The sequence below is a fragment of the Streptomyces sp. NPDC090741 genome (assembly GCF_044769045.1).
Taxonomy (GTDB): domain Bacteria; phylum Actinomycetota; class Actinomycetes; order Streptomycetales; family Streptomycetaceae; genus Streptomyces.
The window spans coordinates 457,439-477,605 of the sequence record NZ_JBIVXF010000006.1 but is presented as its reverse complement, the minus strand read 5'-3'; the positions used below and the strand labels follow the sequence as shown (position 1 = coordinate 477,605).

General features: G+C 70.9%; 25 protein-coding genes and 1 pseudogene. 13 read left to right on the top strand and 13 right to left on the bottom strand.

Annotated elements, in window-relative coordinates; translation table 11 throughout:
• The 4 genes and pseudogenes from ACIQU4_RS19870 to ACIQU4_RS19855 form a co-directional block, all read right to left on the bottom strand.
• Nucleotides 1–226: pseudogene (locus ACIQU4_RS19870) on the bottom strand (sulfate ABC transporter substrate-binding protein); the annotation flags it as partial.
• Between the two features lie 219 nt (nt 227–445).
• On the bottom strand, nt 446–517 hold the full coding sequence (locus ACIQU4_RS19865; protein WP_403732130.1) for a putative leader peptide: 72 nt from the start codon (nt 515–517) through the stop codon (nt 446–448).
• 179 nt (nt 518–696) lie between these two features.
• Nucleotides 697–1,155 (bottom strand): RrF2 family transcriptional regulator, encoded by a 459-nt coding sequence (locus ACIQU4_RS19860; protein WP_385578232.1) that lies wholly within the window; start codon nt 1,153–1,155, stop codon nt 697–699.
• A gap of 121 nt (nt 1,156–1,276) precedes the next feature.
• Nucleotides 1,277–2,467, bottom strand: a complete 1,191-nt coding sequence (locus ACIQU4_RS19855; RefSeq protein ID WP_403732073.1) for an acyl-CoA dehydrogenase family protein — start codon at nt 2,465–2,467, stop codon at nt 1,277–1,279.
• A 355-nt stretch (nt 2,468–2,822) separates the two neighbouring features.
• On the opposite strand from ACIQU4_RS19855, the gene ACIQU4_RS19850 reads away from it, so the two are divergent.
• Together ACIQU4_RS19850 and ACIQU4_RS19845 are read left to right on the top strand one after the other, a co-directional pair.
• Nucleotides 2,823–2,906, top strand: coding sequence for a putative leader peptide (locus ACIQU4_RS19850; RefSeq protein ID WP_324617234.1), 84 nt, complete (start codon nt 2,823–2,825; stop codon nt 2,904–2,906).
• A 223-nt stretch (nt 2,907–3,129) separates the two neighbouring features.
• Nucleotides 3,130–3,687, top strand: coding sequence for a winged helix-turn-helix domain-containing protein (locus ACIQU4_RS19845; protein WP_403732070.1), 558 nt, complete (start codon nt 3,130–3,132; stop codon nt 3,685–3,687).
• Nucleotides 3,688–3,789: 102 nt separating this feature from the next.
• Here ACIQU4_RS19845 and ACIQU4_RS19840 read toward each other — a convergent pair whose 3' ends face one another.
• Nucleotides 3,790–4,779, bottom strand: coding sequence for a phospholipase (locus ACIQU4_RS19840; protein ID WP_403732068.1), 990 nt, complete (start codon nt 4,777–4,779; stop codon nt 3,790–3,792).
• Between the two features lie 129 nt (nt 4,780–4,908).
• Nucleotides 4,909–5,571 (bottom strand): DedA family protein, encoded by a 663-nt coding sequence (locus ACIQU4_RS19835; RefSeq protein WP_403732066.1) that lies wholly within the window; start codon nt 5,569–5,571, stop codon nt 4,909–4,911.
• A gap of 169 nt (nt 5,572–5,740) precedes the next feature.
• On the opposite strand from ACIQU4_RS19835, the gene ACIQU4_RS19830 reads away from it, so the two are divergent.
• Nucleotides 5,741–6,112, top strand: a complete 372-nt coding sequence (locus ACIQU4_RS19830) for a BlaI/MecI/CopY family transcriptional regulator (RefSeq protein ID WP_403732063.1) — start codon at nt 5,741–5,743, stop codon at nt 6,110–6,112.
• Nucleotides 6,109–7,047 carry a M48 family metalloprotease gene (locus tag ACIQU4_RS19825; RefSeq protein WP_403732060.1) on the top strand — a complete coding sequence of 313 codons (939 nt, stop codon included), beginning with the start codon at nt 6,109–6,111 and terminating at the stop codon, nt 7,045–7,047. Before ACIQU4_RS19830 ends, ACIQU4_RS19825 begins: the two co-directional genes overlap by 4 nt.
• 75 nt (nt 7,048–7,122) lie before the next feature.
• Here the strand turns inward: ACIQU4_RS19825 and ACIQU4_RS19820 are convergent, their stop codons facing one another.
• The 3 genes from ACIQU4_RS19820 to ACIQU4_RS19810 all read right to left on the bottom strand — a co-directional run bounded on the left by ACIQU4_RS19820 (nt 7,123) and on the right by ACIQU4_RS19810 (nt 8,766).
• Nucleotides 7,123–7,545: a hypothetical protein gene (locus ACIQU4_RS19820; protein WP_403732057.1), complete on the bottom strand. Its 423-nt coding sequence runs from the start codon at nt 7,543–7,545 to the stop codon at nt 7,123–7,125.
• The gene (locus ACIQU4_RS19815; protein WP_403732054.1) at nt 7,542–7,703 is read right to left on the bottom strand and encodes a hypothetical protein; all 162 of its coding nucleotides are present in this window, start codon (nt 7,701–7,703) and stop codon (nt 7,542–7,544) included. The genes ACIQU4_RS19820 and ACIQU4_RS19815 overlap by 4 nt, the downstream gene beginning before the upstream one ends.
• Before the next feature lie 226 nt (nt 7,704–7,929).
• Nucleotides 7,930–8,766, bottom strand: coding sequence for an undecaprenyl-diphosphate phosphatase (locus tag ACIQU4_RS19810; protein WP_403732051.1), 837 nt, complete (start codon nt 8,764–8,766; stop codon nt 7,930–7,932).
• 238 nt (nt 8,767–9,004) lie between these two features.
• Here ACIQU4_RS19810 and ACIQU4_RS19805 point away from each other — a divergent pair, with 238 nt between their 5' ends.
• Both ACIQU4_RS19805 and ACIQU4_RS19800 read left to right on the top strand, forming a co-directional pair.
• Nucleotides 9,005–9,409 carry a BlaI/MecI/CopY family transcriptional regulator gene (locus ACIQU4_RS19805; RefSeq protein WP_403732048.1) on the top strand — a complete coding sequence of 135 codons (405 nt, stop codon included), beginning with the start codon at nt 9,005–9,007 and terminating at the stop codon, nt 9,407–9,409.
• Between the two features lie 14 nt (nt 9,410–9,423).
• Nucleotides 9,424–10,365 carry a M56 family metallopeptidase gene (locus tag ACIQU4_RS19800; RefSeq protein ID WP_403732046.1) on the top strand — a complete coding sequence of 314 codons (942 nt, stop codon included), beginning with the start codon at nt 9,424–9,426 and terminating at the stop codon, nt 10,363–10,365.
• 49 nt (nt 10,366–10,414) lie between these two features.
• Here the strand turns inward: ACIQU4_RS19800 and ACIQU4_RS19795 are convergent, their stop codons facing one another.
• Nucleotides 10,415–11,581: a copper resistance D family protein gene (locus tag ACIQU4_RS19795; RefSeq protein WP_403732043.1), complete on the bottom strand. Its 1,167-nt coding sequence runs from the start codon at nt 11,579–11,581 to the stop codon at nt 10,415–10,417.
• A gap of 288 nt (nt 11,582–11,869) precedes the next feature.
• Here ACIQU4_RS19795 and ACIQU4_RS19790 point away from each other — a divergent pair, with 288 nt between their 5' ends.
• On the top strand, nt 11,870–12,760 hold the full coding sequence (locus ACIQU4_RS19790; protein WP_403732040.1) for a LysR family transcriptional regulator: 891 nt from the start codon (nt 11,870–11,872) through the stop codon (nt 12,758–12,760).
• Between the two features lie 115 nt (nt 12,761–12,875).
• On the top strand, nt 12,876–13,058 hold the full coding sequence (gene dmpI, locus ACIQU4_RS19785) for a 4-oxalocrotonate tautomerase DmpI (protein WP_053690240.1): 183 nt from the start codon (nt 12,876–12,878) through the stop codon (nt 13,056–13,058).
• Here the strand turns inward: dmpI and ACIQU4_RS19780 are convergent.
• A complete protein-coding gene (locus ACIQU4_RS19780; RefSeq protein ID WP_403732036.1) occupies nt 13,042–13,197 on the bottom strand; it encodes a hypothetical protein in 156 nt (51 codons plus the stop codon). The genes dmpI and ACIQU4_RS19780 overlap by 17 nt on opposite strands.
• 225 nt (nt 13,198–13,422) lie before the next feature.
• Here ACIQU4_RS19780 and ACIQU4_RS19775 point away from each other — a divergent pair, with 225 nt between their 5' ends.
• The gene (locus ACIQU4_RS19775) at nt 13,423–15,162 is read left to right on the top strand and encodes a protein kinase (RefSeq protein WP_403732033.1); all 1,740 of its coding nucleotides are present in this window, start codon (nt 13,423–13,425) and stop codon (nt 15,160–15,162) included.
• 18 nt (nt 15,163–15,180) lie between these two features.
• Here ACIQU4_RS19775 and ACIQU4_RS19770 read toward each other — a convergent pair whose 3' ends face one another.
• Complete coding sequence (locus ACIQU4_RS19770; RefSeq protein ID WP_403732031.1) at nt 15,181–15,744, bottom strand: hypothetical protein; 564 nt, start codon at nt 15,742–15,744, stop codon at nt 15,181–15,183.
• 486 nt (nt 15,745–16,230) lie between these two features.
• Between ACIQU4_RS19770 and ACIQU4_RS19765 the strand changes: the two genes are divergently transcribed.
• The 3 genes from ACIQU4_RS19765 to ACIQU4_RS19755 all read left to right on the top strand — a co-directional run bounded on the left by ACIQU4_RS19765 (nt 16,231) and on the right by ACIQU4_RS19755 (nt 18,338).
• On the top strand, nt 16,231–16,938 hold the full coding sequence (locus tag ACIQU4_RS19765; RefSeq protein WP_403732028.1) for an SRPBCC family protein: 708 nt from the start codon (nt 16,231–16,233) through the stop codon (nt 16,936–16,938).
• An 11-nt stretch (nt 16,939–16,949) separates the two neighbouring features.
• Nucleotides 16,950–17,411 (top strand): pyridoxamine 5'-phosphate oxidase family protein, encoded by a 462-nt coding sequence (locus ACIQU4_RS19760; RefSeq protein WP_403732026.1) that lies wholly within the window; start codon nt 16,950–16,952, stop codon nt 17,409–17,411.
• A 378-nt stretch (nt 17,412–17,789) separates the two neighbouring features.
• Nucleotides 17,790–18,338, top strand: coding sequence for a hypothetical protein (locus ACIQU4_RS19755; RefSeq protein WP_403732023.1), 549 nt, complete (start codon nt 17,790–17,792; stop codon nt 18,336–18,338).
• Between the two features lie 75 nt (nt 18,339–18,413).
• On the opposite strand, the gene ACIQU4_RS19750 is transcribed toward ACIQU4_RS19755, so the two are convergent.
• Nucleotides 18,414–18,983, bottom strand: a complete 570-nt coding sequence (locus ACIQU4_RS19750; protein WP_403732021.1) for a hypothetical protein — start codon at nt 18,981–18,983, stop codon at nt 18,414–18,416.
• A gap of 233 nt (nt 18,984–19,216) precedes the next feature.
• Here ACIQU4_RS19750 and ACIQU4_RS19745 point away from each other — a divergent pair, with 233 nt between their 5' ends.
• Nucleotides 19,217–20,110, top strand: coding sequence for an alpha/beta hydrolase (locus ACIQU4_RS19745; RefSeq protein WP_403732018.1), 894 nt, complete (start codon nt 19,217–19,219; stop codon nt 20,108–20,110).
• Nucleotides 20,111–20,167 lie beyond the last annotated feature (57 nt).

Here is a 20,167-nt window from a genome sequence, read left to right as displayed (position 1 = left end):
TCAGGCCTTCCTGGAGGCCGACCAGCGCGGTGGCGTGCGTCAGGTTCGGGAAGTACCCGATACGGACCTCGGACGCGGACAGCTTCTTGGTGCCGGTGGCCGCGACGTTGGCCTTGTCGTCGTCCTTCTTCGCCTCGGAACCGTAGCCGCAGGCGGTGAGCAGCAGGGGAAGAGCCGCTGTGACGGCGATGGCGCGCAGGGTGGTGAGCGGTCTGGCGGCAGACACGGAGGTGTCCTTTCACGGGATGGTGTTCAGGGAGGTACGGAGAGATGGGCGACACGAAGCCATCGGCACACACAGCACCCGAATGGGTGGGTGTCGGACGCCCGCGCTCGAAAGCAGGCGGTCGGTGAGGTCGGCCGAGAGGCCTGCCCGGCCGGAGGAGAGCGCAGTGGGACAGAGCTCAGTGGTGCGCAACGCGCGGAACCGGACCGGCGAAGGGTGTCAGCCGGACTGACAGATGGCGCTGGAGGTGCGGACCAGGTCGATGTGTCGGCGGGAGGTCAGAGGCAGCATCCGGCCTGCGTGGTGCAGTGTTCGCATGGCCGCCTCCCTTGATTCCTAGTTTTCCCACCTGGTTGGTAGGCATATTGGCAGAGCCGGACACCCGCCCCAAGAGGCTGACCGCATGATGGACGCCGATATCTCGCGATGCGAGAAAGTGCAGGTGGGGCGGGGGTCGGGAAGTCAGGGGGTCAGGGGTTGGTCCAGGCCCCGGGGGTATCGGCCAGTGCCGATACGCCGGAGGGCAGATCGGCGGACGCGACGTCGGCCAGGCTCACGCCGTCGAGGATCTCGCGCACATTGGCCCGCAGCGCGATCCAGAGGGGGAGCAGCGACTGGGCGGGGCCGGTGTAGGACAGGTCCGGTGGGCGGACCCCGCGCACCGAGACGAGCGGCCCGTCCACGACGCGGATGACGTCCGCGATGCTGATGGACCGGGCGGGCTTGGCCAGCCGGTAGCCGCCGTTGCCGCCGCGCTGGCTGAGTACGAGACCGCCTCGGCGCATGTCGTTCAGGATGCCCTCGAGGAACTTGTGCGGGATGTCCTGGGCGTCGGCGATGGCTTCGGCCTTCACCGGCCCGTCATCCTGTGCCGCGGCAAGCTGCAGTGCGGCACGTACCGCGTAGTCCGCCCTGGCTGAGATCCGCATAGGGCCATTATCCGGCATGGATCAGGCCGGCGTCCGCCGTGGGCGGCCGCCGGCTGCCGGGCGGGTACGCGTGCCCGCCCGGCAGTCGAGGGGGCCTGGGGGAGAGCAGCGGCGCCCTGCGTCAATGGAAGGCCGACGCCACCGCGCGGTGGGAGCCGTTGAGGTAGTGCTCGCCGATGGAGCGCAGGCGGTGCGCGACCGGGCGGTGGGCCGTCAGGACTCGGGCGTTGCGCCAGAACCGGTCCAGTCCGGGCGCGTCGGCGAGTTCCAGCACCCGGGCGGTGATGTGCAGGGCGGCCTTCGAGGTCACGGCCTCGGCAGTCGCGACCAGGGCGGCGACGCCCGCCGGTACCTCGGAATCGAGCTGCGCACCCTTGGCGAGAGCCTGCGCCATGACCTCCGTCGCCCGGTCGACCACGGCGGTGGCCGTCTGAGCGGCAGAGGCGAGTTCCCCGTACGTCAGGAAGAGGTCCGGGTCCTCACCGGGCAGCCGGTGTGCGCGGCCGCCCCTGCTGAGGTCGCGTGCTTCGGTGAGGGCCCCCTCGGCGATGCCGAGGCCGACGTGGCACAGGGCGAGCCGGAGCGCCGGTTCCGCGAGCGCGGTGACGGGTGAGGTCGACTCCTCGTCGTGCGGCCGGCGGCCCAGCACCTGCTCCGGCGTGATGGCGACCCGGTCCAGGACGACCTGACCCGCGCCGGCGACCCGCTGCCCGAGGCGATCGTGGGCGGGTTCGACGGTCACGCCCCGTGCGCCGGGTGGGATCCGTACGACCAGTACGTCGCCGGTCGCGGCGCAGACGGCGTCCACCACGATCTGGTCGGCAGCGGCCACCGCCGTGTCCACCGACCGGCGCCCGTTCAGCAGGTAGCCGGTGGTGCGCGGCCTCAGGCTGAGGTCCGGTCCCTCGGTGTCGTCGTTGGACGCGGGAGTGCGGACCGCCCCGGTCCACAGCCACCGCTCGCGCACCGACTCCTCTTCGAGGGCGGTGGCGTGCTCGTGATCCGCGTAGAAGCGTCCGCTCCAGGCGTGTACGTAGTGACGGGCGAGCAGGTCGCCGACAGAGCTGTCCGCTGCGGCGATCTCCCGTATGACGGCGCATCCGGTACGCCAGTCCGCCCCGCGACCGGGTCCGGGCGGGGTGAGGGCCGACGGCAGGCCGGCCTCGCGCAGCCGGGCCGTCTCGTCGGTCGGCGGCTTACCGGCCTGGTCGCGGGCGATGGCGTCCGCGGCGAGGTCGTCCGCCACATCGCGGGCGGTACGCAGGAGTGCGCGGTGCCGCTCGTCGGTGCCATGGGGGCTGGCGGTGGTCATGTCGGCTACTCCGGAACGTTGTTGGGCGGCAGACGGTGGGTGTGCGAGCCGGCCGCGACCGGGCAGGGCGGCCATCCCCACCTTTCCCATCGGATTGATAGGGATACTCGCCCGAAGCGACCTTCCCGGCAAGGGCGTGACCGAATGATGGACAGTCCGATCTCGGGATGAAAGACGATGCAGGTCGGCGGCCGGTTGGTGGGGATCGCGGCCGGATCCCCTGTCAGGGAGTGCGTGGAGTCGGGGAGTTCCGTTCCGGGCCCTCCTGGTGGCGGGGCCCCTCCATCCGGCGATTTCCTATGTAATCAGTAGGGAAGTATTGACGCGCGTCCGCCGCGCACCCCACGATGTGACCATGTCCCCGTCGCAGCCGTTGCTCGTACGCCGCAGGCACGTTGACCTCCGTCGCGTGGCCAGCGCCGTCTGCCGACCCGTCTAGGGCTTCTTCGTCAGGGCATTTCCTCGATGCGCGCCGGTATTCCGGCTGCCGCTTCTCTCTGTGCGTCGCTCCGTTCGTGACCCCGGCCCTTCGGGGCCTGCGGATCGGTCCGGCGTGCGACGCGCCGATCCTCCTGGTCGACTCCTTCACGGAGACACCGCGCCCTGTCGTGCCCGAACACCCGGCCTCCGTACCTCACTCCGCGCAGCCGAAGGGGCTCATCGTGACCACCGCCATTCCCGCACCCGCACCAGCCGTCCGCCGTTCCCCGGCCCCGCGCCTCCAGCTGGTCGGCGACCGTCCGCCCGCCGTCCCCGCCGGCGGGACCGACGGCGGTCGCGTCGGATACCTCGTGTTCCTGCCGGCGGACGTCGACCCGGTGGCGCTGATGCAAGCGCACGGCATACGCCCGGAAATCCATCCCCTCGGGCCCGGGTTGCCTCGGGCTCCCGGGTCGGAGCCGGCCCCGCACCGCGACTCCGTCCGGCTCGACGACGCGATCCGGGTGGACCGGGCACGTCGGCTGGTCGAGCTCGACGGGCGCGAACTGGATCTCACCTACCTGGAGTTCGACCTCCTGGCCCACCTCGTGGCCCACCCGTACACGGTTCACACGCGTGATGCCCTCATCTCGGGCATCTGGGGGTACGGGCACATCGGCGACGGCCGTACGGTCGATGTCCACGTAGCCCGGCTGCGCCGCAAGCTCGGACCCGCCTACCGGGACCGCATCTCGACCGTGCGCCGCGTCGGCTACAAGTACGTTCCCGACCAGCAGTAGCCCAGGGGCCGGGGCCGGCCGGGAGGAATCTGGCTGTCCCGTACCGGCCCCAGGCGCCCCGCCGGCGCTTCGGGGCACGCGCCCTCGGGCGCAGTCCCCGCGCTACCTGAACAGGCGGTCACCAGGGGTGGCCATGCGGTGGGTGCCGCTGTGGCGGTTCACCCAGTCACGGACGAGGCCGATGGCATTGGCGCACTGCCAGCTGTCGTCGTACTCGCGCACTCCGGTGAAGGCCCCGTAGCCCGCGATGATCCCGTCCACGCGCCCGTCGCCCAGCAGTTTGTCGACGTACCACGGATCGTTGTACGTGGTCGTCCAGGACAGGGTGGCCGCGAGCTGTCCCGCGTCACGGTCCCCGGAGCCCTTCTTCAGTTCCGCGCACGTGTTGTAGGTGGCTTCCGTGCAGTTGCCGAACCCCTTGGTGATGTCGCTGTCGCCGTAGTCCATCGCCCGGTGTCCGGCCGGGAATCCGGCACCGGACCGGTTGAAAGCACCTCGGACCTGGTCGCGGGTTCCGGTCGTCGTGATGCCCTCCAGGCTGCCGAGCCTGCCTTCCAGGCTCTTCCAGCCCCGGCCGCCGACGTCCGGGGTACTGCCGCCGTGGTACTCGTAGAACCCGTAGAGCACCTGGATCCCGGCAGCCGTCAGCCGCTGTGCCTTGTCGCGCAGTCCGGCGACGCTGCACCCGCGGTTCTCCTGCTCTCCGCAGTAGTTCGGGTCCTTGATGTCCAGCCAGACCATCGCCAGCCGGCGTCCTGCGTCGGCGTTCGAGAGAATGCGGTCGATCATGCTGTCGAAGCTGGGGCCCAGCCGGTTGTCACCGGCCGAGGAACAGTCGTGATAGGCCCGCCATTCGTTCGGGTTCCACCAGGCGCAGACGTCTATCTCGATGCTGTTGGCGCCGTGCTTGAGTGCGGCGTCCACGCCGCCCAGGGTGTCGACGCGGTGCGCGATGGCGTAGATCGGGTGACGCTGATCGGCTGCTGCCGCCTGGGTCGTGCCGAGCGCGGTGGTGCCGATGATTGCGCACAGGGCCGTGATCAGCGCCAGTAACAGCCGTGGGCCGGCAGCACGCTTGAGGTGAGTGGGCAAGAAGGTGCTCCTTCATGTCTCTGTCCTGAACCGGACAATTGATCTCACCCGTCACATGTTGACGCACGATAAATGCATGATGAACGCAGTCGCCTTTGGGCCTGCCGCACCGAAACTGCCGATCGGCTGTCAGGAGCGGGCGGCGCGGCGGGAGCGCAGCAGCTCCAGGGCGACCGGGATCAGAGACACGGCGACGATGACCGCGATGATCGGCAGCAGGTAGCGGTCGACGTTGGGCACGGAGGCGCCGAGCGCGTATCCGGCCAGGACCAGGCCGATGGTCCACAGCAGACCACCCAGGACCTGCCAGAGGGTGAACGTGCGCGCCGGTACGTTCAGGACCCCGGCGAGCGGGTTCAGCACGGTCCGCACGATGGGCAGGAAACGGGCCAGGACGATGGCCTTCGCGTACCCGTAGCGTTCGAGGATCTCCGCCGCCCGGGCGGCGCCTTCGCCGATCTTGCGGGACTTCGCCCGGGTCAGGAACGCGGGCCCGGCCTTTCGGCCCAGCAGATAGCCGGTCTGTGCGCCGGCGAGGGCGCCGGCCGCGGAGGCGAGGAGGACCCAGGGCAGCGACAGGTGCCCCGGGGAGGCCGCCGAGCCAGCGCACAGCAGTCCGGCCGTGAACAGCAGCGAGTCCCCGGGCAGGAAGAAGCCGACGAGCAGGCCCGTCTCGGCGAACAGGACGACCGCGATGCCGATCGTCCCGAACGTGGCGAGGAGGGATTGGGCGTCGAGCAGGTTCACGGCGAGGTGCACCGGCGGCGCTGCGGCGAGCTGTGTCAGGGGCATCGGCACGGTCCCATCGATAATGGTGGTCGGGGTGGGGTTCACCGCCGCAGACAAGGGGCTGCCGGACTGTCGGGCTGCCGGACGGCACGGGTGCCGTCCGCCCCTCCATGTCTACAAGACAGTAGTCCGTCTACCTCACTGTAGACGATCTCTCCGAGGGGCAGGTTCCATGACGGGCAGCGCGAGCGAACGTCGGCCGGCGGGCGAGCTGGAGTCCAGCGTTCTGGCGGCATTGTGGGCTGCGGGAAAACCGCAGTCCGCCGCTCAGGTGCGAGCGGCGATACCGCAGCCGCTGGCCCGGACCACGGTGGCGACGCTGCTCGCCCGGCTGCACGAGAAGGGCGTCATCGACCGCAATCCCGGCGGGCGGGGCTTCCTGTACTTCCCGGTGGAGGACGCGCACGGCCTCACCGCCCGCCGGATGCATCGTGAGCTCGACCAGGACGGCGACCGCAGCGTCGTCCTGGCGCGGTTCGTCGAAGGGCTCAGCCCCGGTGACGAGGCGGAGCTCAGGCGTCTGCTGGAGGGAGGCGGTCAGTGATCGTCCTGCTGCTCGTCCCCCTCCTGCTGCCCTGGGCCCTGCCGCCGCTCGCCCGGCGCGTGGCCGCCCGGGTGAGGCCCGACGTCGCGCTGTGGACGATCACCACCGCCTCCGGGGCACTCGCCGTCGGGGTCGTGGCGTGCCTGGGTGTCCTGCTGTTGCCCCTCGCGCTGGCGATACCGCCCCTGGCCGCCCTCATACACCTGGTCCAACCGCTCCGGGCCGGGCCGGCGCCGCTGACCCTCGGGATGTCCGCGCTGTCCGCGGGGGTCGCCGTGGTCACCGGCGTCACCGTGGTCCGGCACGGATGGTCCGAGGTGAAGCGCCTGCGCAGCGCCCATGGCGATGTCGCCCACCTTCCGAACGTCGGAGGGGTGTGCGTACTGGATGATTCCCGCCCGGACGCCTACGCCCTGCCCGGACTGACGGGCACGGGCCGGGTCGTGGTGACCAGCGGCATGCTGCGCTCCCTGGATCCGCACGAGCGCGAGGTGCTTCTGGCCCACGAGCGCGCTCACCTCGCCTCGCGCCACCACCTCTTCCTCGCCGCCGCCCAGCTCGCAGGATGGTGCCACCCGGCACTGGCCGCGGTCGTTCCCCAGGTGTCGTTCGCCGCCGAACGCGCCGCGGACGAGGCCGCCGCCCGCGCCACCGGCGACCGATTGCTCACCGCGCAGGCCGTGGGGCGCGCGGCGCTGGCCACCACCCGTGGCAGCAGGCGGTCCGAGCGGTCAGTGCTGGCGGCGGGCGCTGTCACCGGACCCGTCCCCGCCCGCGTGAAGGCCCTGCTGGCCCATGCGCCCACCCGGCGCATCGCCCCCGCGGTGCTGGCCATGGCCCTGCTGTGCGCCACGGCGGGCGCTTCCTCCCTGGCCGGGGCGATCTGGCTGCACCGCGGGGTCGAAATCGCCCAGGGGGAGCACCCCTCCGACTGAACTTCGACCGTCCCCGAGGCCTACTCGGACCGCAGCTCCCGTTGACCGTCCTCGACGAGGATGCGCTGCCGCACGTCAGCCGTCAGCCGCCGGCCGTGGGCCGTGGGCCGGTCGCCGGTGCGCGACAGGCCAGTCCGCTGTCGCCGGGCGGGGGCGCGCGATCGGCATCGTGATCGCGTAGCGCAGGGTCTGGCCCGCACCGAGGCACAGCAGCAGCGCGGCGGCCGTGACGGCCCGCTGCCGGATGGTGTGGCCGGCGTACAGGCCTGCCAGTACGAGCAGGACGTACGGGATGAACCCGGTGCCGGTGTAGGTGACGATGCGGGCGAGGGCCGAGGGGACGGCCGGGCGGTGCTCCATGGACCAGCGGTGCAGGGCCGCATCGGCGGGCAGCGGATGATCCGGGGTGCGTACGACCCTTAGCGCCAGCAGGGCGAAGAGCGCGCCGGCGCTCAGGGCCGGCCAACCGGCTCGGCGTGCGAGTCGGGCGCGGGTCATGTGGAGACCGGCAGCGGACGCGTCGGGCCGGCCTTCAGCCGGTCCGCCACCGTGAGCTCGACGGCGTTCCCGTACTTCCCCAGCGGTTCCTCCGCGCGTCGGGCGCCCTCGCGCGGCGGGGCGTACGGGTTGACCGCGAGGTGGGTCGCTGTGTGCACGGATGCGGCCATGCAAGGTGGGGCCTCTCAAGGGAGCCGGGCCAAAGGCGACCGGGCGCAGCACCCGGGCGACTGCCTTGCCGTAGGTGGTCTACTGCGCTGTGGACGACCTACGGGGTAAGGGTGAGGTCAATGGCCCGGGCCGCCGGCCGATCACAGACCGGCCGGCGAACCGGCTCGGCCGGGGCTCCCGTTTCCGAGGAGCCGGAGTCCGCGGGGTCCGCCGTCAGGCGGTGAGGACCCCGGTCCCGAGCAGGCCGAAGAGCAGGACTCCGATGACGATCCGGTAGACGACGAAGGCGTTGAAGGAGTGCTTGGCGACGAACTTCAGGAGCCAGGCGATCGAGGCGTAGGCGACGGCGAAGGAGACCGCGGTGCCGACGGCCAGCGGAAGGGTGTCCACGCCGGCGCCGATGGCGTCCTTGAGCTCGTACAGGCCCGCACCGGTCAGGGCGGGAATGCCCAGGAAGAACGAGAGACGGGTGGCGGCGACGCGTTCGAGGTCGAGGATGAGGCCGGTGGACATGGTGGCGCCGGAGCGGGAGAAGCCGGGGAAGAGCAGGGCGAGGATCTGGGAGCAGCCCACCAGCATGGCGTCCCTGAGGTCGGTGTCGTCCTCGCCGCGCTTGTGGCGGCCCATCTGGTCGGCGGCCCACATGAGGCCGCTGCCGACGATGAGGGAGCCGGCGACCACCCACAGGGAGGCCAGGGTGCTCTCGATCAGGGGTTTGGCGGCCAGTCCCACGACGACGATGGGGATGGTGGCGTAGATGACCCACCACGCGAACTTGTAGTCGTGGTGGTACCGCTCTTCGCGGTTGGCCAGGCCGCGTCCCCACGCGGTCATGATCCGCACGATGTCCTTGAAGAAGTACACCAGGACCGCGGCGATGGCGCCGACCTGGATGACCGCGGTGAAGGCGACGACGGCCTTGTCGTCCACCGGGATGCCCATCAGCCCCTCGGTGATCTTCAGGTGGCCGGTGGAGGAGACCGGCAGGAATTCGGTGACCCCTTCGACGATGCCGAGGACCGCTGCCTGTCCGATGCCGATGGTGCTCAATTCGTCCGTCCCTGGGGTTGGTCCGATGTGTTGGTGGTGAAGCGCCGACCGGGCCCTGGGCCCTGGGCGCCGGGCCCCGGGCGCCGGCCTGTGCCGAGCCGGTCACCGCGATGGCGGCGGGTGTCATGGGGGGAGGGCGGGCATGGCGGGCATGGCACACTCGGGGCAGACCCTCACCGTCTACACGCGTGTAGAAGACGAGGGTGACTGTAGAGGATGGACAAGGAGGCGGCCAACATTGGACGGGCATGACCACGCCGGTCCCGCGAACGAAGCGGACCGCCGCCTGGCCAACGGGAGGCGGGAGGCCGAGGTGCTTGCCGTACTCCGTTCGGCCTCCGTACCGCTCACGCCCCGGCAGGTGTTGGACCGCATCGGCGGCGACCTGGCTTACAGCACGGTGGTGACGATTCTGACCCGCCTGTACGACAAGGACGTGCTCACCCGGGCGGCGCACGGGCGGGCCTTCGCCTATGCCCCCGCCACGGACGAACAGGGGTTCGCCGCACGGAAGATGCACCGTGCGATGGAGGAGGTGCAGGACCGCGAAGGGGTTCTCACGCGCTTCGTCGACGACCTTTCCAGCGGAGACGAGGCCTTGCTGCGCCGGCTGCTGGGCGGCGACTTGGACGCGGGCCGGTAGGCGCGAGGTCTGCCATGCATCTGGCCGTCTATCTCCCGCTGCTCTTCCCCCTGTTCGCTGCTCCAGGGGCCCGTCGGCTGGCGGATCGCCTGGAGCCGCGTCTGGCCACGTTGCTCCTGACGGCGGGTGCGGTGGTGCTCGCCGCCGGCAGTACCACGGTGCTGGGACTGCTGGCCCTGGCGGGCCTGGTCCGCATTCCGCTGATCGCCCGGCTGGCCGAGCTGTCACCGGCGGTGCTGCAGCGCGACGATCCCGCGTGGATCCCGGTTGCCGTGGTGGCCGCGCTGCTGCTGCCGGCCGTCGTGACGGCCGGCTCACGCTTTGCGTTCCGGCGGGTGCGGGCGGTGTGCGCGGCAGTCCTGGAAGCCGCCTGTTTCCCCGGAGACGATCCGGTGGTCGTTCTGGAGGAACGGGCTGCCGACGCGTTCGCGATGCCGGGGCTGCCCGGCCGCATCGTGGTGTCCACCGGCATGCTGCGGTCCCTCGACGCCGGCGAGCGGGAGATCCTGCTCGCCCATGAGCGGGCCCATCTGCGGGGCCACCACTACCTCTTCACCGCGGCCGTTCAACTGGCCGCCGCCGTGAATCCGTTGCTGCGTTCGACGGCCGACGAGGTGGCGTACACCGTGGAGCGCTGGGCGGACGAGGCCGCGGTCCGGGTGACCGGAGACCGGCGTCGGGTGGCCGTCACCGTAGGGAAGGCCGCGCTGGCGGCGAAGAACTCCGGCGGCCGGCACAGACTGCCCGCGGCGGCCCTGGGCCTGCTCGGGCGGCCCCGGCGCGGCGAGACGCCGGGGCCCGTTCCCCGGCGCGTCGCCGCACTGCTCTCGCCCCGGCCGACGGGCGGGGGGTGGCGGGGAGTTGCCGCGGCCGTCTATGTCGCGGCTGCCGCTCTGTGCACCGCGGACGCGGTCCAAGACCTCCACGAGGTGGTGCGGCGGGCCAAGGGGGGTTGAGTCCGCCTCCCGGGGAGCCCGGTGTGTTGGCCCGCGGACTTGGCCCGGGTCAGGCCGCGATCGAAGGCGTCCGTCGGGCGAGGGCGTCGGACGTCCTGACGGTGACGTAGAGGGAGGCCGCCAGGGTGAGTACCAGCAGGGCGCCCACGGTGAAGATGCTGCCGTCCGAGACGGCGGGCGGGCTACCGGCCTCGGAGCGGGCCGAGCCGCTGAGGAAGGGGACCACGGCCAGGACGGCGATCCCGAGGACGACCTCGCCCCAGACGACCTTGGGGAAGTGCCGCAAGGTCAGGTGCAGGAGCGAGGAGGTGTCGTCCTCGGAGCGTGCCTTGACGATGCGGGGCATGAGCCAGAACTGGTTGACGGCGCCTGCCGTCACCATGCCGAGGACCAGGAGGATCTTGACGAGGACGAAGAGCCCGTAGGTCGTCGTCCACAGCTGGCTGATGGAGCCGATGTGCTTCCAGCCCAGCCACAGTCCGGAGGTGAGCACCGCGCCGACGCTGACGAGGGCGACGAGGGCGAAGCGGCGCCAGATGTCCGCCCAGAGCAGGCCCGCACTGTCGCCGAGGCGGCGGCGGGAGGTGGCGAGTCCGGCGAGGAAGGCCAGGCCGCCGACCCAGACCACACCGCTGATGATGTGGGTCTGGCCGAACGCGAGGTCCAGCACCTTGTCCGCATCCTTCGGCTTGGCGGCCGGCACCGCCCCGATGAGCGTCACCGCAAGGCTCAGGGGCAGGGCGGTCAGCGCGAGGGTGTTCAGGTGTCGGCGTACCCGGGGAACGAACAGCGCGATCAAGGCGGCTGCGGCGAGTACCAGAACGACGCTCTGCACCAGGTATATCGTGCCCTGCGCGATCCAGGCGCCCTTGCCCGCCGGTGCGAGGAGGAAGTCCCGGATCCGGCCGGGCGAGAGGGCGTCACCGAACGGCATGCCCTTTCCGGCCCGGGCCAGGCGGGCGGCGAGCTGGAAATAGCCGGCGACGAGGAGGATTACCCCGGACCAGGCCAAGTAGCCTGCCGTTCTTCGTCTCATGACCTCCACGTCACTGCTATGGCTCTCCGGTGCGCGCAGCGCGGGGCGTACTGACGCTGCGTAGGTGACCGTGGCGCCGATGGCTCCGGAGAGGCCGATGAAGTAGCCGGCCTTGGTGAGGACGCGCCAGAGCGGAGGTGCGGTGTAGCCGGAGTCGGCAGCCAGATGTATGAGGTGCATAAGGAGAGGCTAACCTAAATAAGGTTACCCTTGTCTACTCCCTGTGAACGCGACTCGACTACGCCGCGTCAGACGTCGTGTGCCCGGGGGAAGCAGTCGGACCCCATTCGCCCCATTCACCCGTTTGCTGCTTGAGGGCGGGTGCTGCCCTCGTACGCACCTGTTGCCGCGGCAACGGTGACGTGGCCCCGGTGGTCGGCTGTGAAACTCGGCGGCCCCGGTGTCGGGTCGACGGGCGCGCGGCTGACCCGACGATGGCCGTCTGACCTCGATGGTTACAGTCGGCGGATGGAACTGCGGCAGCTGAGGTACTTCGTCACCGTCGCCGAGGAACTGCACTTCGGTCGGGCCGCCGACCGGCTGCACATCGTGCAGTCGGCGGTCAGCCAGCAAGTGCAGCGGCTGGAAAGGGAGCTGGGGGCCGATCTGTTCGACCGATCGCCACGCCACGTCCGGCTCACCGGCGCGGGGGAGCGGCTGCTGCCCGAGGCGCGGGCCGTGCTCGCCGCCGCCGAACGGGCCAGGGCCGCCGTCCGGGAACAGGTCGGCCTGCGCCTGGGCACCAGCACCGGCCTCGGTGAACACTTGGACCGGCTGCTCGGGGGCCTGGCCGTCCTTGCCCCCGACACCTCGGTCCAGCTGGTTTCGGCCCCGACTCATGACCGCCTGGAACAGGTGGCCGACGGCCGCCTCGACGCCGCGTTCGTACGTTCCCTGGAGCCCGCCCCGGGCGTGCGGATCCTGCCTCTGTGGAAAGACCCCCTGGTGGCCGTCCTCCCGGCGGCCCATCCACTCGCCCGCGAGACGGAGCTGGCCATCTCCGACCTGGCCGGGCTGCGACTCTGTATCACCGCCCGCCGCAACAACCCGGCCCTGGTCGATCTGGTCGTCGGAGCCTGCCATTCGGCCGGCTTCGAGCCGCTGCCCGGACCGGTCAGCGGCTCGCTGCAGAACACCCTCGCCACCATCGGTGCCGGCTCCATACCGATGTGGACCGTGGTGTACGCGGCCCACGCACGCGTGCTGCTCAGCCCCCGGGTCGCCTTCCGCCCGTTCCGTGCTCCCGGCCTGGCCCTGCCCATCGGGCTGGCCGTCCGCCGCGAGACCCCGCCCGCTGCTCTCGAGGTACTTCTGCGGGCGCTCACAGCCCTCCCGGCCGGCAACGATCACGAGAGCTGATCGCTGCGGTCGCCGTCTGCTTCTTGGTCGGTCGGTACGGATCCGATGGACTGGGGTCACGCCGGAGAGCGACCCGGAAAGGCCGGGAAGCCGCCGCCGGCAAGGGAGTTCAGCCATGCCCATCGTCACCATCCAGCAGGGTCCCCGCGACGTCGAGTTGAAGCGCGAGCTCGTCAAGCGGGTCACGGACGCCTTCGTCGACGCGTACAAGATCCCGGCCGAGACCGTCCAGGTGTGGATCCACGAGGTCCCGGCGGACAGCTGGGGCGCGGCCGGCACGCTCATCGCCGACAAGTAGGACCACCCGCGTCGGTGACGTCCAGGGCGCGGACCTCGGCCTCGATCCGGTCGGCGGCCCATTCCTGCTCCGGGGTCAGGTCCGCGATCCGCGTCGCTGCCGTGAACACCTCGACGGTCTCGGCCGGGATGGCATCCACGAGTCGAACTTGTCTGCCGTACCGGGGGCCGCGGACAGCCGTCGGCCTTGGTGGCGATGCAGGACCGCAAGGCGCGGCCGGAGCTTCGCGCTCGCCTTGTCGGCTCTCGAAGTCAGGGGCGGCCCCGCCGGACGAGAGCGCCCGATGTGCGGCTTGCGCCGTGTCATCAAGGGCGCCCGGTGGCCGCACGATTGACGGAATGTCACGCCCCATAGGGTGGCGGCTGTGACGAACGGCAGCGACGACATACTCACCCCGCTCAACCCCCTCGACCCGCGCGAGACGGCCGGCTACCGGCTGCTGGCCCGGCTCGGCGAGGGCGGCATGGGCACCGTGTACCTCTCGCACACCCGGGGCGGGCAGCCGGTGGCATTCAAGGTGATCCGCCGCGAGTACGGCCAGGACCCGGACTTCCGGCGCCGCTTCGAACACGAGGTACAGGCCGCCCGCCGGGTGCAGGGCTACCACCTGGTGCCGGTCGTCGACCACGACACCGCCGGGCCGCTTCCCTGGATCGCCTCGGCGTACGTGCCCGGCCTGTCGCTCGCCGACGCGCTCGCCGCCCACGGGCCGCTTCCCCTGCCCGCGGTCTTCCAGCTGGTCGCTTGCACGGCTCGGGCTCTTGTCTCCATCCACGGGGCGGACGTCGTCCATCGTGATCTCAAGCCCGCCAACATCCTGCTCAGCTCGACCGGGCCGTACGTCATCGACTTCGGCATCGCGCGGGCGGCCGACGTCACACAGCTGACGCGCAGCGGTGGCGTGATCGGCACCCCGCAGTACATGTCGCCCGAACAGGCGCTGGGCGAGCGCGTCACCGGGGCCGCCGACGTGTTCTCCCTCGGCCTGATCGCTGCGGTCGCGGCCACCGGTCGGCATCCGTACGGCGAGGGCGGCGCGACCGCCCTGGCCGTACGGATCGCCAACACCGCGCGGACGGCGCCGGATCTGAGCGGATACCCGGCGCCGCTGCGGACCCTGCTGGAACGGACCCTCACCGCCGATCCGGCGGCGCGCATCACGACGGACGAACTGGCAGTACTGAGCGAACGGGCGGCGGGGCGGGCGCTGCGTACCTTCGACGGCTGGTTGCCGGCACCGCTCATGGATCGGATCGCCCGCCGGGAGGCGGCTGCCGCACGCCCCCCGGAGCCCACGACGACGCCGGCCGCCACGCCGGCCGCCACGCCGGCCGCCACGCCGCCCACCGAGCCCGATGCCCACTGGTCCGGGCAGCCCACGGTGTCGGCTCCGCCGCGGCCTGCCACGCCGCCCTCCGGTCCGGCTCCCACACCGCAGCCGGCGACAGCGCCCACTCCTCGGTCCGCCCAGCGCAGCCGGCCCGCGCTGCTGGCCGGCGGCGGTGCGCTCGCCGTGGCCCTCACCGCGGTCGTGACCTGGGCGCTCGTGAGCCCGGACGGCGGAGCGGGCGCCGCCGCCGACGACGGGGCGGACCGCAAACACGCCGGGGCCTCCGACCCGGCCTCCTCGCCGTCTTCCCCGTCCCCGTCCCCGTCCAAGCAGGCCGCGTACACGCTCGTGTTCGAGGACAAGCCCTTCACGCTGCGCGCACCGGCCTTCAACACCGGCACGCACGTCGACCTGGACGCGCCGAAGGTGTTTCCCAGCGGCAAGATCGGCCAGGCCGCCGGCATGGAGCTCACGTACCAGGACTGGGGCGACGCGGACCTGCGCTTCCTCACCCCCACGGGCAGGAGCAGCGGCAGCACACCCGAGGCGTGCAGGGCTGCTGTGGACACCGACACATTGCCGGCCGCGGTTCCCAAGAAGGACCTGAACCTGGGCGCGACGCTCGCCAAGGGCACGGTGCTGTGCACCGTCACCGGCGACAACAACCTGGCGATGCTGCGGATCACCGACGTCCTGCCCCATGCCACGGGCGGCGCATCCTCGGATATGCCGGACTATGTCACGACGCTGACCCTCTGGAAGATCGCCAAATAAGAGGACGTGCCTGTGCCTTCAGGGGCGCAGGCCGGCTTGCCTGAGCGCCACCTGCGACAGGTCGCTGATGACCCGATCGTCCGCCCGGCGCCAGGCATCGGCGAGACCCCCCGGCGGGACGGAGACCGATGCGAGGTCTCTCACCGGCCCGGTCAGGGCGCGTAGGGCAAGCAGATCGGCACCGCCGGGAGCGTCGAGAAGGCCGCGGATCCGAGCACTGCGCCGGATCCAGCGCACGCGCGGGGGAAGCCAGAGTGCCAGCACGATCGCCACCGAGGTGACGATCAGGACCAATGCGGTCAGGTCGGCCACACGGCCCACCACGTCCTGCATCGACTGCCCGGCGTCGGAGAGCCCGTTGCTGGCCTCGGCGGCGGACTGCAGCGGCTTCTTCAGGATGCCCCCGACCAGCGGTACGTTCGAGGCCGCGTCCCCCGCATCGCCGAGGCCGGAGGCAAGGCTGCCGCCCGCGTCCTCCACCTTCCGCCCCGGCTCGGCCAGAAGCATGATCCCGTCGTGGACGGCGAGCGCGAACCACACCGCGGCCGCCAGCAGTGCCATGGCGATCAGGTCGGCGAGCACCTGGCGGCAACGACGTGCTCGAGTCTGGGCGTAAAGACGCATCGGCGTACTCCTGTTCCGGCGCCATCAACGGACGAGACCGGTCCCCAACCGGATGAGGGGCGACAGCCGTGACGGCAAGCCACGGCCCACCGCCGACCGTACGCGGCACCCGCCCCGTCCGGTCGTCTTCACATGCCGACTTCACTCCACGGTCCCGTCATCCACGGGTCGTCCTCGTCCTGGGGGCCGTCGGGCCGGGAACCGGGGAGGCCGGCCACACGGTCGTCTCCTCGACCGGATCCACTTGCCGATGCCGCACCGGAGCAGGGGGCGGGCGTCCGGCCGCGGGGCCGCCCCCTGCCCAACCGGCTGTCGCCCGGAGGTCGGTTAGAAGGTGTCACGCAACCTATTGCCCCTCCCCACCGTTGAGTTATAGCCTCTAATTGCAGCTTGATGCTCTGCCGCTCGGCGATGCCCACCCACCGAACATCAAAGGAGAACCCCATGCCCGGCATCCACCGCGCCGACGTCCGCGCCCTGTTCGCCATCCCGCTCGCCATCGGCCTCCTAGGTACCGCCGCGTTACCCGCCGGCGCCGCCAGCTCCCTCAGCCCCCGCCCCGCCAAGTCCCTCACCTGCCGTGGCGCCGGCGTCGACCCCGCCGCCCGCGTCCGTCACCGGGCCGAGATCCGCATCAACGCTCCGCTGCGCACGGTCTGGAAGCTGCAGACCGACGTCGAGCGCTGGCCGTCCTGGCAGGCTGCCGTGACCACCGCGGAACGCCTCGACCGCGGCCCCCTCCGCCAGAGTTCGGCCTTCCGGTGGACAACCCCGGTACCCCCCAACCCGACTCCGGCCACCAGCCTGGAGATCACCTCGACCGTCGCAGTCGAACAGCTCGGGTACCACTCCTGCATCCGCTGGACGGGCTCGGCAATCGGCGAGGGACTGCACATCGACGGCGTCCACGTGTGGAACTTCACCGAGATCCCCGGCGGCGGCAGGGTGAGCACCGAGGAGACCCATACCGGCCCTCAGGTCGACGCGGACGTCCCCACCGCGACCGCCATCCTCCGTCAGGGACTCGAAGCATGGCTGGGCGACCTCAAGGTCACCGCCGAGGCTCGCGCCCAACACCGGCCCCTCGCCCTCTCTTGTCGGTCGTTGGGAGTAGGACCGATGTCCGATGCGCGCTGCGATGCCGCTGCCTAGGGTCGGTACTCATGCAGAACACGGAATTCGTACGTCGCCCGGTGGCGGAACGTAGGCGCGACTCTCTGGAACGGCTCGCCACGGAGCGGGACATATGGGTAGCCACAGCTCATCCTGATCACGGACCGCATCAGGTGCCGCTGTGGTTTTCGTGGGACGGCCGAGCCGTGTGGATGTGCACCGGCGCGGCTTCCGCGACCGCGCGGAACATCCGCAGGGAACCGCGGTTGCGCCTGTCGCTGCCGGACACGTTCGATGTGCTGCTTCTGCAGGGCGAGGCGGAGTGCTTCACCGACCAGGACGTGCCCGCAGACGCAGCGGATGCGTTCGCCGGCAAGTTCGGGTGGGACCCGCGTACGGAGGACGGCCCCTTCCTGTACGTGCGTGCAGTACCGAAGACCGTGCGCGCCTGGAGAGGTACACCAGAGCTGCAAGGCAGAGTCATCATGCGCGACGGAACGTGGCTCGCGTAGAGGCCGTACCGTCATACGGCCTTGCCGGTCTGCGAACGGGCGGGCGACGAGGTCCAGCCGGACGACACCGCAGAGGGCTACGACTTCGGAGGCGAGTACCATCTCCTTCGACAAGACGTGCTAGCTCAGGCCGCGGAGCGCCGGAAGAGCCCGGATGCGGCGGCAGGTCGTTGACACCTGCCGAATGGCGTGCGACAAAGGCCCCATGGGTTCTGCCGGTCTCCTCGTCTGAGGTGCGGTTCTCCGCATGACCGGGCTACCGGTAGGGGGCCCGTGTCGACGCCGGGGCCGCGTGAAAATTCACTGTCGCCACGCGCGAGACTGTCGAACAGTGGGCACACCACCGCGCTTATGTGAACGGACAACTCTGCTTTGACCATGATTCCCGGATCCCGTGTCCCGGGGCGGACCTGGACGGTCCGTCTGACCGGCCACGGTGACCACACCGTCTCCGTCGCCTGCACCACCGAGGCATGCCGCATGCCGCCCCGGTCCAAGGACACGGCGGCCATGCGACGGTTCGCCGCCGAGCACGCCCGCGCGCACGCCCGCCTCGCCACTGTGCGCCCCAACGCGGCATGTGCGTGCCAGGCCGCCGAGTGCGGATTCCACGAGGACACCAGAGCCTCCTGTATGGGTGCCCCGCTGCTCGTCCTCATCCACAACCCGGCCGTCGGCCAGGTCTGGACCCTCGCCGAGATCTGCCAGGCCTGCGCACCCCTGATCTCCCACACCGCCGTCCTCGGACGGGCCCAGCAGTCGGCGCGTCCTCGTCCTTCCGCAGCATCGGCCCCTGCATCGCCCCTCCCCGCCTCACCGGCTCCGGCACGAGTGGCGGTCGCCGGCGGCTTCTCGTCCCCCGAGGCCGCTCCCGAAGCCGTCTCCCGCCGCCGCCCGTTCCGCGGCGGCCCCCGACGCACCCGCTGACGGCCGCGACACGAGGCAGGAGCGAGCCCCGGCTGTGACGCGTAGTCGGCCGGCCGGCCGGCGCCGGCTGTGTCGTCAGCCGGCGATCTGGTCCCCGTCAGGTACATCCTCGACCGTGACAAGGCTGCGGGGCAGTTCGAGTCCCTGTGACACCGCATCGGCAAGTCCTTCGGGGTCCGGACGTGCCGGGTACGGCGGCTGTTCCTCCTCGCCGTAACTCTCGATCGCCTTCACGAAGTAGCTCGGGTGCCAGGCGCCGACGGCCCCCTTGACTTGGACCGCGGTCACGGGGCGGTTGCCGATGAGGTGCTTGAGCGCGGCCGGAATCTCATCGGATCGCAGTTCACCCGCTACCTGGAACAGGCTGGCGTGAGCACCGACGAGACCGCCGTCCCGCAAGCGCACGGTCACGGTGAGACAGCTGGTGACGCTCGGATAGGTGATCACGCCCCCGGGCGAGACCTCCTTGACCTGCCCTTCCGTTATCGTCGCTCTGTCGGGTTCCGCAAGGCTGATCGCCGCGCGCGGTCCTCCGTGGGTGGGCTCGTAGAGCGTGTTGTCAGCGGCTGTACTGGGTGAGGCCAGGGCCACGGTGCCCGCAAGGGCAACTGCGAGGGTGGCGACGCCGCGCTTGAGTTCGATCACAACTCGGCATTCTCCGTCATCAGCTTCCTTGGCCGGTATCACCTTCACCACCGATTCGAGTGGCGGCACGTGTCATCGAGTCTTGATCATTGCCATCGAGCCATGATGATCATTAGCTTTGTGTCATCGGAGTTTGAGTGGCCCAGGGTGCCTGTGTGTCGGGGTGACGGCGGGGGAGCAGTTGCGACGCGGGTGCCGCCGATGCCGCAGGATGCCAGAAGGTGAGTAGACAGATGCAACCGACGTTCGTACTGGTTCACGGAGCCTTTTCGAACTCTTTCTCGTTCGCGCCGCTCCAGGCCGAACTCGGCCTCCTCGGGCACCGTTCGGTCGCGGTGGACCTGCCCGGCCATGGTTTCGGGGCGACCTACACGCGGTCCTACCAGGTGCCACAAGACCTCGCCGGGCTCGCCACGGAACCCGGCTCGATCAAGGGCGTCACGCTCGCCGACAATGCGGCGCACCTGATCGGGATCCTCGAAAGGGCCAAGCAGAACGGCCCGGTGATCCTCGTCTCCCACAGCCGCGGCGGCATGACGGCCACCGCGGCGGCCAACGCACGGCCGGACCTGATCGACCGCGTCGTCTACGTCTCGGCCTGGTGCCCTGTCGACCTCGACGTCAGCGACTACTACGCAGAGCCGGAGATGGCCACGGTTGACGCCGCCTCCCTGGGCCTGGCGCTGGCCGGGAACCCGGCCGAACTCGGTCTGCTCCGCGTCAACTTCCGCACCGCGAATCCGGAGGCCCTCGCGGCCTTCAAGGCGGGATTCCTCGCTGACGGCACCGACGAGGAGTTCCTGACCTTCCTGAACACCTTCCAGCCCGACGAGAACCTGGACGTCGGCACCTCGGCCGACCGGGCACAGGCCGAGACCTGGGGCCGTATCCCGAAGACCTACCTCCGCCTGGCCGACGACACGAGCCTGCCGCTCGCCATACAGGACCGGCTGATCCGCGAGGGAAACGCGCTGACGCCGGACAACCCCTACGACGTCCACACCCTTGCGGGCAGCCACCTGAAGTGGCTGGTCGACCCGGCACCAGCGGCCCGAGTCCTGGGCGAACTCGCGGCACTGGCGCGAGACCGCGAAGCGGAGTTCGCCGCTGATCGCCATGTGCGCTGACGGCATGCTCCTGGTCGACACGGATGGGCCGGGCGCTTCGCTCCGGGACGAAGCGCG

What these genes read in the sequence shown, in the direction of transcription:
- ACIQU4_RS19800 (WP_403732046.1), top strand. Translation starts at nt 9,424, where the DNA reads ATGCATCTGGCCGTCTATCTCCCGCTGCTCTTCCCCCTGTTCGCTGCT.
- ACIQU4_RS19765 (WP_403732028.1), top strand. Translation starts at nt 16,231, where the DNA reads ATGCCCGGCATCCACCGCGCCGACGTCCGCGCCCTGTTCGCCATCCCG.
- dmpI (WP_053690240.1), top strand. Translation starts at nt 12,876, where the DNA reads ATGCCCATCGTCACCATCCAGCAGGGTCCCCGCGACGTCGAGTTGAAG.
- ACIQU4_RS19855 (WP_403732073.1), bottom strand. Translation starts at nt 2,467, where the DNA reads ATGACCACCGCCAGCCCCCATGGCACCGACGAGCGGCACCGCGCACTC.
- ACIQU4_RS19860 (WP_385578232.1), bottom strand. Translation starts at nt 1,155, where the DNA reads ATGCGGATCTCAGCCAGGGCGGACTACGCGGTACGTGCCGCACTGCAG.
- ACIQU4_RS19790 (WP_403732040.1), top strand. Translation starts at nt 11,870, where the DNA reads ATGGAACTGCGGCAGCTGAGGTACTTCGTCACCGTCGCCGAGGAACTG.
- ACIQU4_RS19850 (WP_324617234.1), top strand. Translation starts at nt 2,823, where the DNA reads ATGTCCCCGTCGCAGCCGTTGCTCGTACGCCGCAGGCACGTTGACCTC.
- ACIQU4_RS19820 (WP_403732057.1), bottom strand. Translation starts at nt 7,545, where the DNA reads ATGACCCGCGCCCGACTCGCACGCCGAGCCGGTTGGCCGGCCCTGAGC.
- ACIQU4_RS19755 (WP_403732023.1), top strand. Translation starts at nt 17,790, where the DNA reads ATGATTCCCGGATCCCGTGTCCCGGGGCGGACCTGGACGGTCCGTCTG.
- ACIQU4_RS19760 (WP_403732026.1), top strand. Translation starts at nt 16,950, where the DNA reads ATGCAGAACACGGAATTCGTACGTCGCCCGGTGGCGGAACGTAGGCGC.
- ACIQU4_RS19830 (WP_403732063.1), top strand. Translation starts at nt 5,741, where the DNA reads ATGACGGGCAGCGCGAGCGAACGTCGGCCGGCGGGCGAGCTGGAGTCC.
- ACIQU4_RS19835 (WP_403732066.1), bottom strand. Translation starts at nt 5,571, where the DNA reads ATGCCCCTGACACAGCTCGCCGCAGCGCCGCCGGTGCACCTCGCCGTG.
- ACIQU4_RS19795 (WP_403732043.1), bottom strand. Translation starts at nt 11,581, where the DNA reads ATGCACCTCATACATCTGGCTGCCGACTCCGGCTACACCGCACCTCCG.
- ACIQU4_RS19745 (WP_403732018.1), top strand. Translation starts at nt 19,217, where the DNA reads ATGCAACCGACGTTCGTACTGGTTCACGGAGCCTTTTCGAACTCTTTC.